A 15356-nucleotide genomic window follows, 5' to 3' on the forward strand; every position below is an offset into this window, starting at 1 on the left:
GTCTGGCTAAGTTGTTCATTTTATCCCGTAAATCTATGACTCTCCAACTCACAGTTCCCAACATGGCTTGTTCTGCTTGTGCAAGCACCATCACCAAAACACTTCAGGCAGTCGATGCCAATGCTAGCGTTGAGGCTGATCCAACAACCAAGCTTGTCAGTGTAGAAACTCAAGCATCAGAAACAGCAATTAAGGAAGCGTTAGCTGCTGCGGGTTATCCAGTTACCTAACGTAGAGGATGAGGGGGATGAGGGGGATGAGGGGGAATAATAATTGTTTGCTTGCTTCCCCTGCTTCCTCATCTCCCCCTGCTTCCTCATCTCCCCTATTCAAGATTCTGCCACACCAAAGGGATTCATCTAGTTATGGATACTCTCACACTCAAACTTCGAGGCATGAGTTGTGCTGCTTGCGCCAACAATATCGAAAAGGCAATTCGCTCTGTTTCTGGGGTAATTGACTGCAACGTTAATTTTGGAGCAGAGCAAGCTATCATCAAATACGATCGCTCTCTAGCGAATTTAGAGAAAATTCAAGCGGCGATCGCATCTGCGGGATACTCTTCTGACTCACTCCAGGAAGAATTGCTCTTTGAAGATGATGCTGAGAAAGCGAGTAGGCAAGCATTACAACGCCAACTCTCCCTCAAGGTAGCGGTAGGAGGTGTAATTAGCATTTTCCTGCTTTTGGGGTCGTTGCCGATGATGACTGGGTTGAACTTGCCTCTAATTCCAAACTTCCTGCAAAATTCTTGGATGCAGTTAGTTCTGACAACACCCGTCGTGTTCTGGTGTGGTGGATCTTTTTACCGCAATGGCTGGAAATCCCTCAAGCGCCATACAGCAACGATGGACACGTTAATTGCTTTAGGTACAAGTGCAGCCTATCTATATTCTTTGTTTGTCACCATTTTTCCGAAATTTTTTATTGCTCAGGGCTTGATACCTCATATTTATTATGAAGTTGCCGCCATTGTCATTACCTTAATTTTGTTGGGGCGGTTGTTAGAAAATCGCGCTAGGGGACAAACTTCTGAAGCTATCCGCAAACTCATCGGACTGCAAGCTAGAGATGCCAGAGTTATCCGTGATGGAATAGAAATTGATGTTCCCATCGCCGAAGTCAGAATCAACGATGTGATTTTAGTGCGTCCTGGTGAAAAGATTCCGGTAGATGGTGAGGTGATTGCAGGCGCTTCGACAGTAGATGAAGCGATGGTGACGGGTGAAAGTTTGCCAGTCAAAAAGCAGCCAGGAGATGAGGTGATTGGGGCGACGATTAACGGTGCAGGTGCATTTCAGTTTCGGGTGACACGAGTCGGAAATGATACATTTTTGGCTCAAATTGTCAAACTGGTGCAACAAGCCCAAGGTTCTAAAGCACCAATTCAGCGCTTGGCAGATCAAGTGACAGGATGGTTTGTACCAGCTGTGATTGCCGTTGCGATCGCCACTTTCATCATTTGGTTTAATTTCACTGGCAACCTCACCCTAGCAACAATGACAACGGTGGGTGTATTGATTATCGCTTGTCCTTGTGCTTTGGGTTTAGCTACCCCCACATCTGTAATGGTAGGGACGGGCAAAGGTGCGGAAAACGGCATCTTGATTAAAGGCGCTGACAGCTTAGAACTAGCACACAAAATTCAAACCATCGTTCTAGATAAAACTGGCACTTTGACTCAAGGTAAACCCACCGTTACAGACTTTGTAACTGTCAACGGCACAGCTAATGGTAATGAAATCAAGCTTTTACAGTTAGCAGCAACGGTGGAACAAAATTCTGAGCATCCTTTAGCTGAAGCTGTGGTGAAATATGCCCAGTCTCAAGAAGTGAGTTTAACAGAGGTAAAGAACTTTCAGGCTAATGCAGGTAGTGGTGTCCAAGCAATTGTTTCAAATCAGCTTGTACAAATTGGTACACAACGCTGGTTAACAGAACTTGGAATTAACACCATGAGTATCCAGCAATATAAAGGTGCTTGGGAAGCTGCTGGTAAAACAGTCATTTTGATTGCTGTAGATGGCGAACTACAAGGAATAATGGGTATTGCCGATGCCCTCAAACCTTCATCAGCAGCAGTAGTGAAAGCTTTACAAAAGTTAGGTTTAGAAGTAGTAATGCTTACCGGAGATAATCGTAAAACTGCTGAAGCGATCGCAAGACAAGTTGGTATCTCGCGAATCTTTGCCGAAGTGCGTCCAGATCAAAAGGCGGCGATTATTCAATCTCTGCAACGGGAGAAAGGGAGAGTTGCTAATTCTCAATCCAAAATCCAAAATCCAAAATCTAAAATTGTCGCAATGGTAGGTGATGGGATAAATGATGCCCCAGCCCTAGCACAGGCTGATGTGGGAATTGCTATTGGTACGGGAACAGATGTAGCGATCGCAGCTAGCGATATCACCCTAATTTCTGGAGATTTGCTCTTAATTGTCACGGCTATTCAACTAAGCCGCGCCACCATCAACAATATTAAGCAAAATCTCTTCTTTGCCTTTATTTACAACGTCATTGGTATTCCTATTGCGGCGGGAATTTTGTTCCCTATCTTTGGTTGGTTACTCAATCCAATTATCGCTGGCGCGGCGATGGCTCTTTCTTCGCTGTCTGTTGTTAGCAATGCCCTCAGATTGCGTAACTTTCAACCAAAAATTAGCTCATAATTGCAGGGGAATTTAGGAAATGTTCAGTCAAAAAACGCTTTGGGGAAGCCTTACAGCTTTAGTGCTTCTCACTGGAACATCAGGCGTAGCATTAGCAGAAATGCCAAATCACTTGTCAGAGCAAAACAGCCAATTTCACCGTATCGAGCAACCTTTGGGCTTGAAAATTGGGGTTGCGATCGCTGGTTTAGCTTTAATTGGACTAGAGTTGTGGTGGTTTCTTCTCTATAAAAGTCCTGATTCCTGATTAGACATCTGGTGAAATGACGTAGGCACAATTCATGAATTGTGCCTACCAAGGATTTCGGGCAACGCAGAATTAATTTTCACTCCTATGTCTATTAGTGTTAGTCGTTCATCAGCAGCAACATTAATGCTCTTTCTCTGACCAACGCACAATCACTTTTTCTCACTGCTTTTTGTAAGTTTTCTCTCTGTTTTGCTTTGAGGAATCCTTTGACTGGCATGATGCACACACCCTTGGTTTATCTTGTTGTTATTTTATGCGACTTAAATGTGGAACAGTTTAGCATCAGGTCAGAGGAATTATATTAGTTTCCTGTGTCTGTGCGTCGATAATTACACTCCAATCATCGTTTTTCACAGCAGCTTCAAGTTGACGCTGACGTTCGGCTTCACTCGCATCTATTGTTTCTGACTCTTTAGAAAGGGTTGTATCAGCCATTGCTTTCCGCAGTTTTAGCTTTTTCTCTTCGTAGGCTTGAAGTTGGGCTTCTGACATTACCGCCTTAGTCGCTTCACCTACAGTACTAGCCCACATTCCGCAATCGGTTCCATTACCAGGTGGCGTACTTTCGAGTTCTGCTATCCACGCATCTCGCAAATCTTCCATTTCTTGACGTTTGGGAAACTTGAATGCTTGCACACGTACAAAAGCACACTTTTGCTCACCATTTTGGCGAAGATGGCTGTTTAGGGAAAGCAACACATTCCGAGAATAGCCAATGTACTGCGTACGGCGTTCTGCATCTAATACTGCGTAAACTCCGGCAATTTTAGCGTTCTGAGCAGCTACACTCCAAGCCTCAAAGTCAATGATTTCAGTACCATTGTTTGCCAGTTCAGGAGTTATACTCACCTCAATGGCGGCGTGTTCGTTGTCAGAACTATACAAAAAATCATGCAGTCCACGGTGGTTAATGGGGACATTTTGATGTTCAATTGGCGGATTGTGCTGAGTTTCCATTACAGTTGATCTCCGAGTCATTAATTAGTGATGTCTACGACGAGCTTCTCTACCAGAGGCTACACCAATACTTACACAAGCAAATATATGCCCTTAAAATATTGAAGCTTAAATCTACTCACATCTCCAAATCCTTGTTCTGACAAAGCAAAAACAACTATTAAACTTCTTATGAATCAATTGATACCTAAAAATTGGATGTTCATCAAACAGCGGCTTACCCCTTATTTATTTTTACTACCCGCCTTAGTTCTTTTAGGCTTAACTGTCTTTTGGCCTGCACTGCAAGCGTTTTACCTCAGCTTTACTAGCTATGAAGACATTGCCCAGCCGCCACAATGGATAGGTTTCGCTAACTTCCTCAAGCTTTGGAAAGATGCAGTTTTTTGGAAAACCTTAGAAAACACTTTTTTATATCTTGTAGGTGTAGTACCAATTTTAGTAATTGCTCCCTTAGTACTGGCAATTTTGGTAAATCAGAAACTGCGGGGAATGAATTGGTTTAGAGCAGCGTACTACACTCCAGTGGTAATTTCAATGGTGGTTGCGGGAATAGCTTGGAAATGGCTGTATGCAGAAAACGGATTACTGAATCAGTTATTTAAAGCTTTAGGTCTTTTTCCAGAAGGTATTCCTTGGCTAACTAGCCCAGCAAAAATTTTTGGCATTGTACCAATTTCTCTTGCCAGCGTCATGGCTGTTACCGTGTGGAAAGGATTAGGCTACTACATGGTGATTTATTTAGCAGGTTTGCAATCAATTCCTGCTGATGTGTACGAAGCCGCAGCTATTGATGGCTCTGATGGTATTAGCAAACATTGGGATATCACCATACCTTTAATGAAGCCATATCTAGCACTAGTAGCGGTAATTTCGGCTATTTCTGCGACCAAAGTGTTTGAAGAAGTCTACATTATGACTCAAGGAGGCCCACTCAGTAGCTCGAAAACGATTGTTTATTATTTATATGAGCAAGCCTTCAATAACTTGGAAATTAGCTATGCTTGCACTATTGGACTAGTGCTATTTTTGATAATTTTAGGATTGTCAATTTTGCGATTAACTATTAATCAGCAAGGTGATGATAATATCACAATTTAATATTGCCTTAATTTAAATATATTAAATTTAGAAAAATCATCTTCTCTCAGTTATGATAATCTTAAAATATTTAAATATCGAGAGTGCATGAAAACAGACACGATTTTTTACTTGGTTGATTTTGACATTAAACTACATACACCCAGATTTTTCACTTGTGAAAAATCCGGGTGTTTTGTTTCAGAAAAAAAGCGTGTCAAAGGTTGGTCATCTAATTTCTACTAACAACAATTTTAGCAATATAATCTTTAAGCGCGATCGCCTTTGTGCTCTTTGGGTACGGGGAAAGCCCTATGAATCTCACTGAATATTTATCTAAAAATTGAATTGGTAAAGGATCACGACCTGGTATAAGGGTTAGCGTTAATGTTGAAACTTGCTGACCATTTTTTATGATGTCTAATCCAATAATAACTTGCCCTTGCCAAATACAAGTTACATCAGAAGGGCAGCGAGAATCCTGGATAACTTGTGAAAACTTAATTTCAATATTTTCAGTGGGGAGGTAAGCTGTCTTTCCATATCTCAGATAAAATGGAGTATCTAAAGTAGTTCCAACTCTAGCAATCAATTGTTGATGATTACTTTGAGCAATTGATTGAACTTCTATGTTTGAAGGCTTAATATTTGATAAGAGTCCATAGCTAGGAAGGCAATTTGTTCCACCAATAAATGTTAATATAACTGCTGCACTTACTACACTTTTCATTTTTTATACTCCATAGTCAGGAATTTTATTATTAGTTGAGCCAGAAAGCAGACTTATAAATTCTTCTGTTTTTTGCTAAAGTGAAGCTTTAAAAGATAAAACGCAATTAGCTAACTTTTGTGCGTAGGCGCAGCCCGTCGTAGACATCGCTTTTTGCATAACCATTACAAGTGAGAGCCGTTTGGTTTCTCTCGCTTCAGCTAAAATACCATAAAACCAGGAATCTAAATACACAAGCTTTTTTCTGATTTCAAAAACTTCAACAGCGCTTTTCAAAGAATTTGTTGCTTAATTTATCTTGGAAGATTCACTCTAGTTTTACTTCTAGCATTATTAGTCCATATTTTAGCAATTATTACATTATGTAAAAGGGACATTATTTTTTCTCTGTTCTCAACAAGCCCAGCTTTTTGCGATGAGCAATGACCACGATTTCACAAGGCGTAGCCCGTCGTAGACATGGCTTTGAGACTAGGAAAATAAATCAAATGAGAAATGCTGATTTTTTCGTTGGTTCTTAACATTGGTTGTGATCGAGAGTAATTTAGATGCGTTTGCTCTGGCGATCGCATAACTTGAATCTTTAAAACTCGATAAAATCTCACAAGTAATATTTTCTCACTCAATAGACTACAAAAATCACACTTCACTCTTTTTTGTAGTGTAATTACATTGCATTGTATTCTAGAACTCCAAAGAGGTAAATTTGCTCTGTTTGTACCGAAAAATCACTGTAAAAACTGCCTCTAAAGCCTTCACTATAAGGATTTTTGGATATTTTTCTGAAATCTACCTCAACAATACCGAAAGAATAGACAATCCAATCTAAAAAATCGGCAATACAATCGAAATTTTGTTCATTTTAAATGTAAATCTGATTTTATATACTTTTACTAAATGTGGTGATTGCTGTTTTTATTAGTATTTTTTATTGAAAATGAAAGTAAAAAAAGCTTTCATTCATGTCGTTCATCTTCCTTTCGATATAGCAGTTTTCACTTGAGTAATAGGAGTTTAATTCTAATGGCAACTTCTGGCAATAGCAATCAAACTACTGGGTCACAAAGTACTAGCAACAATTTAACTGGTAATGGCAATTTTTCTTTCAGTGATGGCAAATGGCAGTCTACCGATGGCAGCAGTCTAGATAGTGGCAGTGGCTTTGGTGGCGCTGCTAGTGGTAGTAATACTTTCGCTTCCTTCATCGGTGGTGGTAACTCATCCACAACCAGTGAAGATGGAAAGTACAAATATAATTACGAGCGACCACTTGACGAGCGGGCTTTAACTGATACCAATAATCCGTTCAATCAACTCATCGGAGTTGTTGGCGGTGATATTAGTGCGTTAGGTGGTGGTAGCAACCCCTTTGGTGGTGCTAACGCATCTGGTGGTGGCGCATCTGGTGGTGGTAGCAACCCCTTTGGTGGTGCTAACGCATCTGGTAGTGGCGCATCTGGTGGTGGTAGCAACCCCGTTAGTGCTACTAACGCATCTGGTAGTGGTGCATCTGGTGGTGGTAGCAACCTCCCTGGTAACTTACCATTTAGCAGCACTCCGCCTTCAAAGGAAAGTGGTAGCAACCTACCTGAAACTAGCAACGGTCAACCTGTACCTTATAAGAGCGACAGCTGGATATCTGATATTCAAAAATTAGATGGTGCAAATGCAATCGGTAACAGTGGCCAAGGTAACGGTAACTGGCTATATGGTAGTAACAACACAACCGACGGTAATGGTAACTGGAATTTTGGTAGCGGTAACACAACCAACGGTAACGGTAACTGGAACTACGGTGATGGCGGCAAAACCGAAGGTAATGGCAACTGGGGCTTTGGTAACGAGAGCACAACCAACGGTAACGGTAACTGGAACTTAGGCAATAACAACGACATCCTTGGTAATGCCAATATACTACCTGGTAGTAAAAACGACGTTCTTGGTAGTGGCAACACTGCCAATGTAACTAACAGCAATCTCCTTGGAAACCGGATTGAAGCCAGTGGTGATGACAAAACACTCATTGGTAATGAAGGCTGGAATTTCTCTGTTAATGGCGAACTGATATCGCTAGGTAGTACTAAGCCTAGCCAAAATATAGGAACTGATGTCAGCAGTTTACTCAGTAGTTCTGACCTTGTAACATCCGCCATATCAAATCCAGGCTACAACAACCCAAATTATGATTTCTCTAGCATAGCCTAAAAGTTTGTAGCAGACAGGAGCCAGTTTTGCATCGGTAAGCCTGCCTATTATGGCAATCGCCCTTTTTGCCAACTTCAGTTGATTACATTTTGAATACAATACTTCTGGGTTAAGCTTTGCAGTTGACATTGCTCTCATTGAGCGGCGCAAGAATCAACCTTTTAGCACTTCAAGAATTTTAATCTGTTAGGACTTAAGCAAACTCTACGATTCTTGGCGTTCTTGGCAGTTCAATAAATTAAGCTTTTTAGCACTTTTTGCGTAAGTCCTATCTGTAATTAACCCAGAAGTATTACTCTCTGAAATGTAGTGGATAAGGTGGTTAATTTAAGTCAAATGCATAAAGACTATTTTTAGTAATTCGGCGCGAGTAAACGGTTTAGTCAGATATCCAGAAGCCCCAACTAATTTAGCTTTTACTTTGTCTACAATTCCTTTATTTCCAGTGACAAAAATAATAGGAGTATTTTGAAATAGTGAATTGTTTCGTATAATCCGGCACAACTCATAGCCATCGATTCCTAGCATGTTTAAATCTAACAAAATTAAATCCGGTTTGTGCCTGATAATTGACAAAACGGCTTTCACTGGATCGTTAATAGTCACTACAGAAAAATTTTCATTTTCTAAGAAATAACTAATTTCTTTAAGAATTGTGGGACTATCATCTACAGAAACGATTTTGTGAACTTTTTGTACCGTTACAGTAGCAGCCGTTACTCTTTGGGAAGTAGAATTTATGTTATTTGATATTGTTGGTTTCTGAAAGTTTTCTTTTGAAGGAGTAGAAATCTCTGGTAATCGCTGAACAGGAACTATTTTATCTTCAGGAATATTTTGGTAAGAATCGATAGTGGTACTTAGTTCTTTTTTGGTGTCAACTAACCCCAGAATCAATTTTGAGAAAAGCGTAGGCGTAGCCTGCCCTAGACATCGCTCCTCAAAAATCTTTGGTAATTTATCATAAGGTGGATCGGGTTCATGGAGGATAATCGCACCCTTAAGGATGTAAGGGTATAAATTGCGAGCTAGTTGAATTTCATCTTGATTTAAAATTACAGCCAGATGACACAGGCTAAAACCCTTCATCCAATTAATTAAATCTGGCTGTAGATTTGGTAAATCTTGGTTATCAAATTTGCTGTTAATCAACAGATATGGACGTTGATATTGAGAAGAAATTTTCGGGACAAAATCCTGCCAATTCTGTAATCTTATTTGGCAATATTCTAGAATTTTTTCTACACCTAACCTGCAAATTTTTGGCATTCTATTAAGTGGTTCTGTTAATTCATAAGTACCTTCTTTGATGAGCAAAAATGATTCAATTACCTCTTTAACTAATTCTTGAACCAGCACTGCTGCTTGTGTAGAATGTAGATGTTGTTGACTAACAAGCCAGGATATAGCCTGATACTCAGGAGGGTGGCTTCTGGAATTACTGTCATCTTTGATTAACTGACTGTGTGAGTCAGGTTCAAACATCAGCCGTACTTGAGAGCGAACCTCATTAGTCAGGAGTGGAATTTGCTGGCTAAGGCGTCGCAAATGGCGTTCTAGTCGGTCAAAGGGTTCCACGGAATGGGTAGCGTAAGTTATTTTGCCCTGTTCTAAGTAAATCGACCAAGAAACTGAGTTACTCAATACTTGTAAACAAGTACTGTCGGAACAGTTGGATAATTGTCTTAACAAACTTAGAGGACGTAGTTTGGTAAATGTACCTGAGTTATTCATATTTTTCAAGTTTTTTGCGGAATCAACAACCAAACATTTGTAGATTGAAAATATGAGCTATAAAGTATTCTCTTCTTTGTAATATTTTTCTACCCACAAATTATTTATTTGAAAATATGTACATATATTAAAAATTGTAAGTTTTCTAAGTTGTTTGTTACATTTGGCACATTTTACTTAATTTCTCTCAAACAACAACGAGGTATAAATAAAGGTAAGCATCTATCATAGCTAAATTATCAGTAGATGTTGGTTAATTTTGAATTTTAATAACTAATGACAACTCTTGAGTGAAGACCTTAACAATGACGTTTATTTATGCCCACTCACTCCAGAGGCAAATTTGATTCCAAGTTCGGGCAGTTACACTGGTATACTTCTAGAGTTAACGAGCTTAATTATGGTTAATTACTTTTCCTTAAAGAAACGATTCTTCTACATAAAATCTTTAAAAACTTATCTAGTAAAGTTTACGTATTTATTGTACTGTAGGTTTAATGGATATAACTTTTTGGTAGATACATTACAACAGGTAATGCTGGGTTTTGATAAACTCTTTTTTGCTAAACTAAGCTGTGGTCAAGTTCATCTTAAATATATAGAGAACTTTATGAAAATAATTTGTTTAATAAAGATTAGAGCATCTACCAATAGATACTATATTCTGTAGTCGCCTCGGCGATTGAAACTATATACTCTGAACAAAGGGAAATAAAGCTTTGGACTTTAACATAACACAAAAAGTTATGCATGATACATTACAACTTGATGAAGTAGTAGAATTTGCTGAGAACCCAGAACCACGTTGTCCTTGTGTACTTTTATTAGACACATCTGGCTCGATGCAAGGAGAGCCGATTGAGGCTTTAAATCAAGGTTTACTAAGCTTAAAGGATGAATTAGTCAAAAATTCCTTAGCTGCCAGACGGGTGGAAGTGGCGATCGTCACTTTTGATAGTAATATCAATGTAGTACAAGACTTTGTGACTGCCGATCAATTCAATCCGCCTATTTTGACAGCGCAGGGCTTGACTACAATGGGTGCGGGAATTCATAAAGCTTTGGACATAATTCAAGAGCGGAAATCTCAGTATCGTGCCAACGGGATTGCTTACTATCGTCCTTGGGTATTTATGATTACCGATGGAGAACCCCAAGGTGAGTTAGAGCAAGTGGTAGAGCAAGCATCACACCGCCTACAGGGAGATGAGGCGAACAAGCGGGTAGCATTCTTTACAGTTGGAGTAGAAAATGCGAATATGACGCGTTTAAATCAAATAACTGTACGTACTCCCTTAAAGCTTAAAGGATTAAATTTTATCGAAATGTTTGTCTGGCTGTCAACTAGTATGTCGGCTGTTTCTCATTCACAAATAGACGAACAGGTAGCACTACCGCCGATTGGTTGGGGGACTGTTTAATTAAAAATTGCAGCTTGATGTTTACACAGCTAGCTGCTAGAAAAAAAATTATGAACATATCAAAACAGATTGCTCAATGGCGGATTGTGGCTGCGTCTGTATGTGGTACAAGTCACTTAAAAAACAATCAATTATGTCAGGATGCTCATCACTGGCAGATATTGTCAGATAATGTTTTAGTGGCGGCCGCAGCAGATGGCGCGGGTTCTGCTAGCCTTGGGAAAGTGGGAGCGATGGTTGCTGTGGAGACAGCAATAGAAAACATTTCTACTAAAGGGCTGACCCGAAAAAGTTTGACTGATGATACATTGGTGCGATCGCTCTTAAATGATGCCATATTCGCCGCCAAAAAAGCTGTGGAGGATGAGGCGGCTACTTGTGACAAACAGCCTCAAGATTTAGCAACTACTTTAATTATGCTGGTTGCCACACCAGAAGTTGTAGCTGTGGTGCAAATAGGTGATGGTTTGGCAGTGGCAAAAGATTGTATGGGCAACCTGTTGGCACTGACGATGCCTGACAGCGGTCAATATATCAACGAAACCACTTTTTTAACTTCGCCTAATGCCTTAGATACAGCACAAATGAGATTATGGCGTACAGACATTGTAAATGTTGGTATCATTACCGATGGATTACAAATGCTGGCTTTGAATATGGTTGTTGGCGAACCTCACAAACCGTTCTTTTTTCCACTGTTTGAATTTGTCGCCAACATCGAGGATAAGACAGAAGCGAAGGAGCAATTAGTAAAATTTTTACGCTCAGAGCGGATTACGCAACGCACTGATGATGACTTAACACTCATTATAGCAGCATTCAACGACTCGTGAGCAATCAATTTACAGGTTTCACATCTTACAATAACTCCCGTTAGCGGTAATTTCATTATGCAGGTACTACGTTGTTCCCCTAAAAAAGAAATCCTCAGTCTCAATGTCAGTTTGGGACGTGGCGGTGAAGCTTGTGTTTATGCAGTGCCATCCGATAACGACTTGGTGGCGAAGATTTACCACAAGCCAACCACTGCCCATGCTGATAAACTCCAGGCGATGCTTGCCAACCCGCCAGAAAACCCTACGGCGAGTTTAGGGCATATCTCTATCGCTTGGCCAGAAGATTTATTACGGGCGGCAAATGGCAAAAATAGCATCCTGGGCTTTTTAATGCCACGTATTCAGGGGATGCGTCCAATCATCGACTTTTACAACCCCAGAACCCGTCGGCAACACTGCCCGCTATTCAACTATCAGTACCTGCTCCGCACGGCTCGTAACCTGGCGGCAGCTTTTGCAGCTTTGCACGCTAGTGGATATTGCATTGGTGATGTGAACGAGTCTAATATTCTCGTCAGTGATACAGCACTGGTGACTTTGATAGACACAGACTCTTTCCAAGTAATCGACCCAAATAACAATGTTGTTTATCGCTGTCCAGTAGGTAAACCAGAGTTTACTCCACCAGAACTACAGAATAAAACTTTTGCCCAGCACGATCGCGAAATCTCTCACGATTTATTTGGGTTAGCGGTGCTAGTATTTCAACTCTTAATGGAAGGCACTCACCCATTTTCGGGGATTTTTCAAGGTGCGATTGAGCCACCGCCTTACGAAGCACGCATTGCATCGGGCCATTTCACTTACAGCCAAAAGCGTTACGTACCCTACCTGCCGACACCCATTGCCCCCCCTTGGGAAATTCTCCATCCCAGCTTACAGGAACTATTTGTCCGTTGTTTTGAAGAGGGTCACAACAATCCCCAACTGCGCCCCAGTGCCCAGACTTGGCTCTCAGCAATCGCGGAAGCCGAAGATTCCCTAATTACCTGCACAACAAATCCTCAGCATCGCTACAACAACCACATGCGTAGCTGTCCGTGGTGTGAACGTACTGTACGATTAGGTGGACGCGACCCATTTCCATCACATCGGGCTATAGAAGCTAGAGAACATCTCCAACCGCGCATCAAAGCGAGAAAACGCTACGGTCAGACACCGCATTTTCCCCAGCGAGCCATGTCACCGCAGCAGCTAGTTAATTACTGGCAGCCAATGACTCCCAGCGGTTCATATAAACCTTCTAAAAAGTCAAAGTTGTACCCGATTATTTGTTGTTTGCTGGGTTTTGGTTTATTGGGATATGCAGACGTAATGATTAAATTTACTCAGCCGTTGGTTTACCAAAATGCTTACACCCAACAAGCAATCAAGTCTCCTAAGACAAATAATAAACTCAGCTTCGCTGATTCTTATCAGCAAGGTTATATTGCTTACAAAGAGCGAGACTATGAGAAAGCAATTGTCAACTTTAGCCAAGCAATTGAACAAGAACCGACACATGCTAGAGCAATTGTAAATCGTGGTAATGCCCGCTATAACCTGAAAGACTATGAAGGAGCAGTTACAGATTATAGCCAAGCTCTGAAAATCCATCCCAATCAAATCAAAGCTCTGGTAAATCGGGGTAATGCCCGCTATATGCTCGCCGAATATAGCAACGATCCTGATAAAGAATATAATCTAGCGATCGCTGATTATAATCGAGCCATTGGTCTGGATAATAATGAAATTGAAGCTTATATCAGACGGGGAATTGTCCGCGCCCAAATGGCTAAATACAGCGGTGAATCTCAACAAATTTACAAAAAAGCGATCGCAGATTTTACTCAGGCAATAAAACTTAATCTCTCCAAAGCAGAAGGTTACTTTCAGCGGGGTGTTGTCTATTATCAAATTGCTCAATATAGCAGCAATTATCAGCAAGAATATAATCAAGCGATCGCTGACTTTAACCAAGCATTAACTCTCAGCCCTAAACTAGCAAAAGCATATCTCAAACGAGGTATGGTTCGCTATGAACTGGCACAATATGGCGGTAGTGAAGCTAACAAAAACCAGACAAAAGCTGTCGAAGATATACAGGCATCTGCGAAAATATTTCTTGAGCAAGATGACATGGATAATTATCAACAAGCACTTAGCAATATGTGCGTAGTTGTAGAAAACAAATGTGACCCTTTATTCCAAGGTTCAAGTAACATGGAAAAAACTAACTAGAAACAAGTAAGTTTTGTTACTAGCATATTATTGGTTTTGATTGAAAAAATCAAGCCTGACTAGGGTTAGCACCAGCTAATCCTAGTTATTTTATAAGTGATATTTTTATTTAATTGAGTAATTTATAGCACAAGCCTTGGTGATTAGGACATCAACAGATGATAAAACTTAGATACAAAAAGACTTTTCACCCAGTCCCCAGTCCCTTGCTATATTTCTGTATTTATAGATATTCATAGAGCTTTTATATAGAAAAGATTTTAATTTATCTTACCTTTATAATTTCATCGCAAATTATAGTTAGATTATTGACGGAGAAACAGAAATCAGAAACACATTTCTCTCCCTTGAAGTGCATCCTCTTCATCTCGAAAAAGTCAAATAATCATATCCCTACAAATCTCCGAGGTAATTGCATGAAAGCGGTGATTTTGGCTGGAGGTCTTGGTACACGCCTCAGTGAAGAAACCAGTATTAGACCCAAGCCGATGGTTGAGATTGGTGGTAAGCCAATTCTTTGGCATATAATGAAAACATACTCTGCCCACGGCATTAATGATTTCATCATTTGTTGCGGTTATAAAGGTTACATCATTAAAGAGTATTTTGCTAACTACTTCTTACACATGTCAAATGTTACCTTTGACATGCGCTTTAACCAGATGAACGTGCATTCTGGTTATGCAGAACCCTGGCGTGTCACCTTAGTAAATACGGGTGATAATACAATGACAGGCGGACGCTTAAAGCAAATCAGCGAACATCTTGGTAACGAAACTTTTTGCTTTACTTATGGTGATGGTGTCAGTAATATTAATATCACCGAGCTAATTAAGTTTCACAAAGAACAAAATAGCTTAGGAACACTTACCGCTGTTCAACCAGCCGGACGTTTTGGTGCTATTTCTTTAGGATATGAGCAAACCAAAATCACCAGCTTTCGGGAAAAACCGGAAGGTGATGGAGCTTGGATTAATGGTGGTTATTTTGTGTTAGAACCAGAAGTAATCAACTTAATTGCTGATGACTCTACGGTATGGGAGCAAGAGCCATTAGAAAAGCTAGCTGATATGGAACAGCTATCTGCTTTTAAACATCATGGGTTTTGGCAACCGATGGATACTTTACGTGATAAAAACTATCTCGAAGGGCTGTGGAAAAACAATCAGGCTCCTTGGAAGGTATGGTAAAAGAGGAGTTGGGAGTTAGGAGTTAGGAGTTAGGAGTTAGGGTTAAATGACAAATGACAAATGACAA

The 15356-nt window shown here is 40.3% G+C and carries 14 protein-coding genes; 9 read left to right on the forward strand and 5 right to left on the reverse strand.

What is annotated here, in order from left to right:
• Positions 1-35 precede the first annotated feature (35 nt).
• The 3 genes from RMY63_RS13090 (at position 36) to RMY63_RS13100 (ending at position 2913) form a co-directional block, all read left to right on the forward strand.
• Positions 36-230 carry a heavy-metal-associated domain-containing protein gene (locus RMY63_RS13090; protein WP_322729116.1) on the forward strand — a complete coding sequence of 65 codons (195 nt, stop codon included), beginning with the start codon at positions 36-38 and terminating at the stop codon, positions 228-230.
• Between the two features lie 135 nt (positions 231-365).
• On the forward strand, positions 366-2666 hold the full coding sequence (locus RMY63_RS13095; RefSeq protein ID WP_322729117.1) for a heavy metal translocating P-type ATPase: 2301 nt from the start codon (positions 366-368) through the stop codon (positions 2664-2666).
• A 19-nt stretch (positions 2667-2685) separates the two neighbouring features.
• A complete protein-coding gene (locus RMY63_RS13100; protein ID WP_322729118.1) occupies positions 2686-2913 on the forward strand; it encodes a hypothetical protein in 228 nt (75 codons plus the stop codon).
• A 285-nt stretch (positions 2914-3198) separates the two neighbouring features.
• Here RMY63_RS13100 and RMY63_RS13105 read toward each other — a convergent pair whose 3' ends face one another.
• Positions 3199-3873 (reverse strand): GIY-YIG nuclease family protein, encoded by a 675-nt coding sequence (locus RMY63_RS13105; protein ID WP_322729119.1) that lies wholly within the window; start codon positions 3871-3873, stop codon positions 3199-3201.
• 171 nt (positions 3874-4044) lie between these two features.
• On the opposite strand from RMY63_RS13105, the gene RMY63_RS13110 reads away from it, so the two are divergent.
• Positions 4045-4974, forward strand: a complete 930-nt coding sequence (locus tag RMY63_RS13110; RefSeq protein ID WP_322729120.1) for a sugar ABC transporter permease — start codon at positions 4045-4047, stop codon at positions 4972-4974.
• A gap of 211 nt (positions 4975-5185) precedes the next feature.
• Here the strand turns inward: RMY63_RS13110 and RMY63_RS13115 are convergent, their stop codons facing one another.
• The 3 genes from RMY63_RS13115 to RMY63_RS13125 form a co-directional block, all read right to left on the reverse strand.
• A complete protein-coding gene (locus RMY63_RS13115; RefSeq protein ID WP_322729121.1) occupies positions 5186-5683 on the reverse strand; it encodes a hypothetical protein in 498 nt (165 codons plus the stop codon).
• Positions 5684-5758: 75 nt separating this feature from the next.
• Positions 5759-5959, reverse strand: a complete 201-nt coding sequence (locus RMY63_RS13120) for a hypothetical protein (protein WP_322729122.1) — start codon at positions 5957-5959, stop codon at positions 5759-5761.
• A 158-nt stretch (positions 5960-6117) separates the two neighbouring features.
• Positions 6118-6288 carry a hypothetical protein gene (locus tag RMY63_RS13125; protein WP_322729123.1) on the reverse strand — a complete coding sequence of 57 codons (171 nt, stop codon included), beginning with the start codon at positions 6286-6288 and terminating at the stop codon, positions 6118-6120.
• Between the two features lie 418 nt (positions 6289-6706).
• Here RMY63_RS13125 and RMY63_RS13130 point away from each other — a divergent pair, with 418 nt between their 5' ends.
• On the forward strand, positions 6707-7888 hold the full coding sequence (locus RMY63_RS13130) for a hypothetical protein (protein WP_322729124.1): 1182 nt from the start codon (positions 6707-6709) through the stop codon (positions 7886-7888).
• Positions 7889-8215: 327 nt separating this feature from the next.
• Here RMY63_RS13130 and RMY63_RS13135 read toward each other — a convergent pair whose 3' ends face one another.
• Positions 8216-9622, reverse strand: coding sequence for a response regulator (locus RMY63_RS13135; RefSeq protein ID WP_322729125.1), 1407 nt, complete (start codon positions 9620-9622; stop codon positions 8216-8218).
• A gap of 746 nt (positions 9623-10368) precedes the next feature.
• On the opposite strand from RMY63_RS13135, the gene RMY63_RS13140 reads away from it, so the two are divergent.
• The 4 genes from RMY63_RS13140 to rfbF all read left to right on the forward strand — a co-directional run bounded on the left by RMY63_RS13140 (position 10369) and on the right by rfbF (position 15289).
• Positions 10369-11043, forward strand: coding sequence for a vWA domain-containing protein (locus RMY63_RS13140; protein ID WP_322729126.1), 675 nt, complete (start codon positions 10369-10371; stop codon positions 11041-11043).
• A gap of 50 nt (positions 11044-11093) precedes the next feature.
• Positions 11094-11876 (forward strand): PP2C family serine/threonine-protein phosphatase, encoded by a 783-nt coding sequence (locus RMY63_RS13145; RefSeq protein WP_322729127.1) that lies wholly within the window; start codon positions 11094-11096, stop codon positions 11874-11876.
• Between the two features lie 57 nt (positions 11877-11933).
• Positions 11934-14099 (forward strand): tetratricopeptide repeat protein, encoded by a 2166-nt coding sequence (locus RMY63_RS13150; RefSeq protein WP_322729128.1) that lies wholly within the window; start codon positions 11934-11936, stop codon positions 14097-14099.
• 416 nt (positions 14100-14515) lie between these two features.
• Positions 14516-15289: a glucose-1-phosphate cytidylyltransferase gene (gene rfbF, locus RMY63_RS13155; RefSeq protein WP_322729129.1), complete on the forward strand. Its 774-nt coding sequence runs from the start codon at positions 14516-14518 to the stop codon at positions 15287-15289.
• Positions 15290-15356 lie beyond the last annotated feature (67 nt).

Origin of the sequence: Nostoc sp. ChiQUE01b (assembly GCF_034531255.1) — a bacterium.
In the GTDB taxonomy this organism is placed as follows: Bacteria; Cyanobacteriota; Cyanobacteriia; order Cyanobacteriales; family Nostocaceae; genus Nostoc.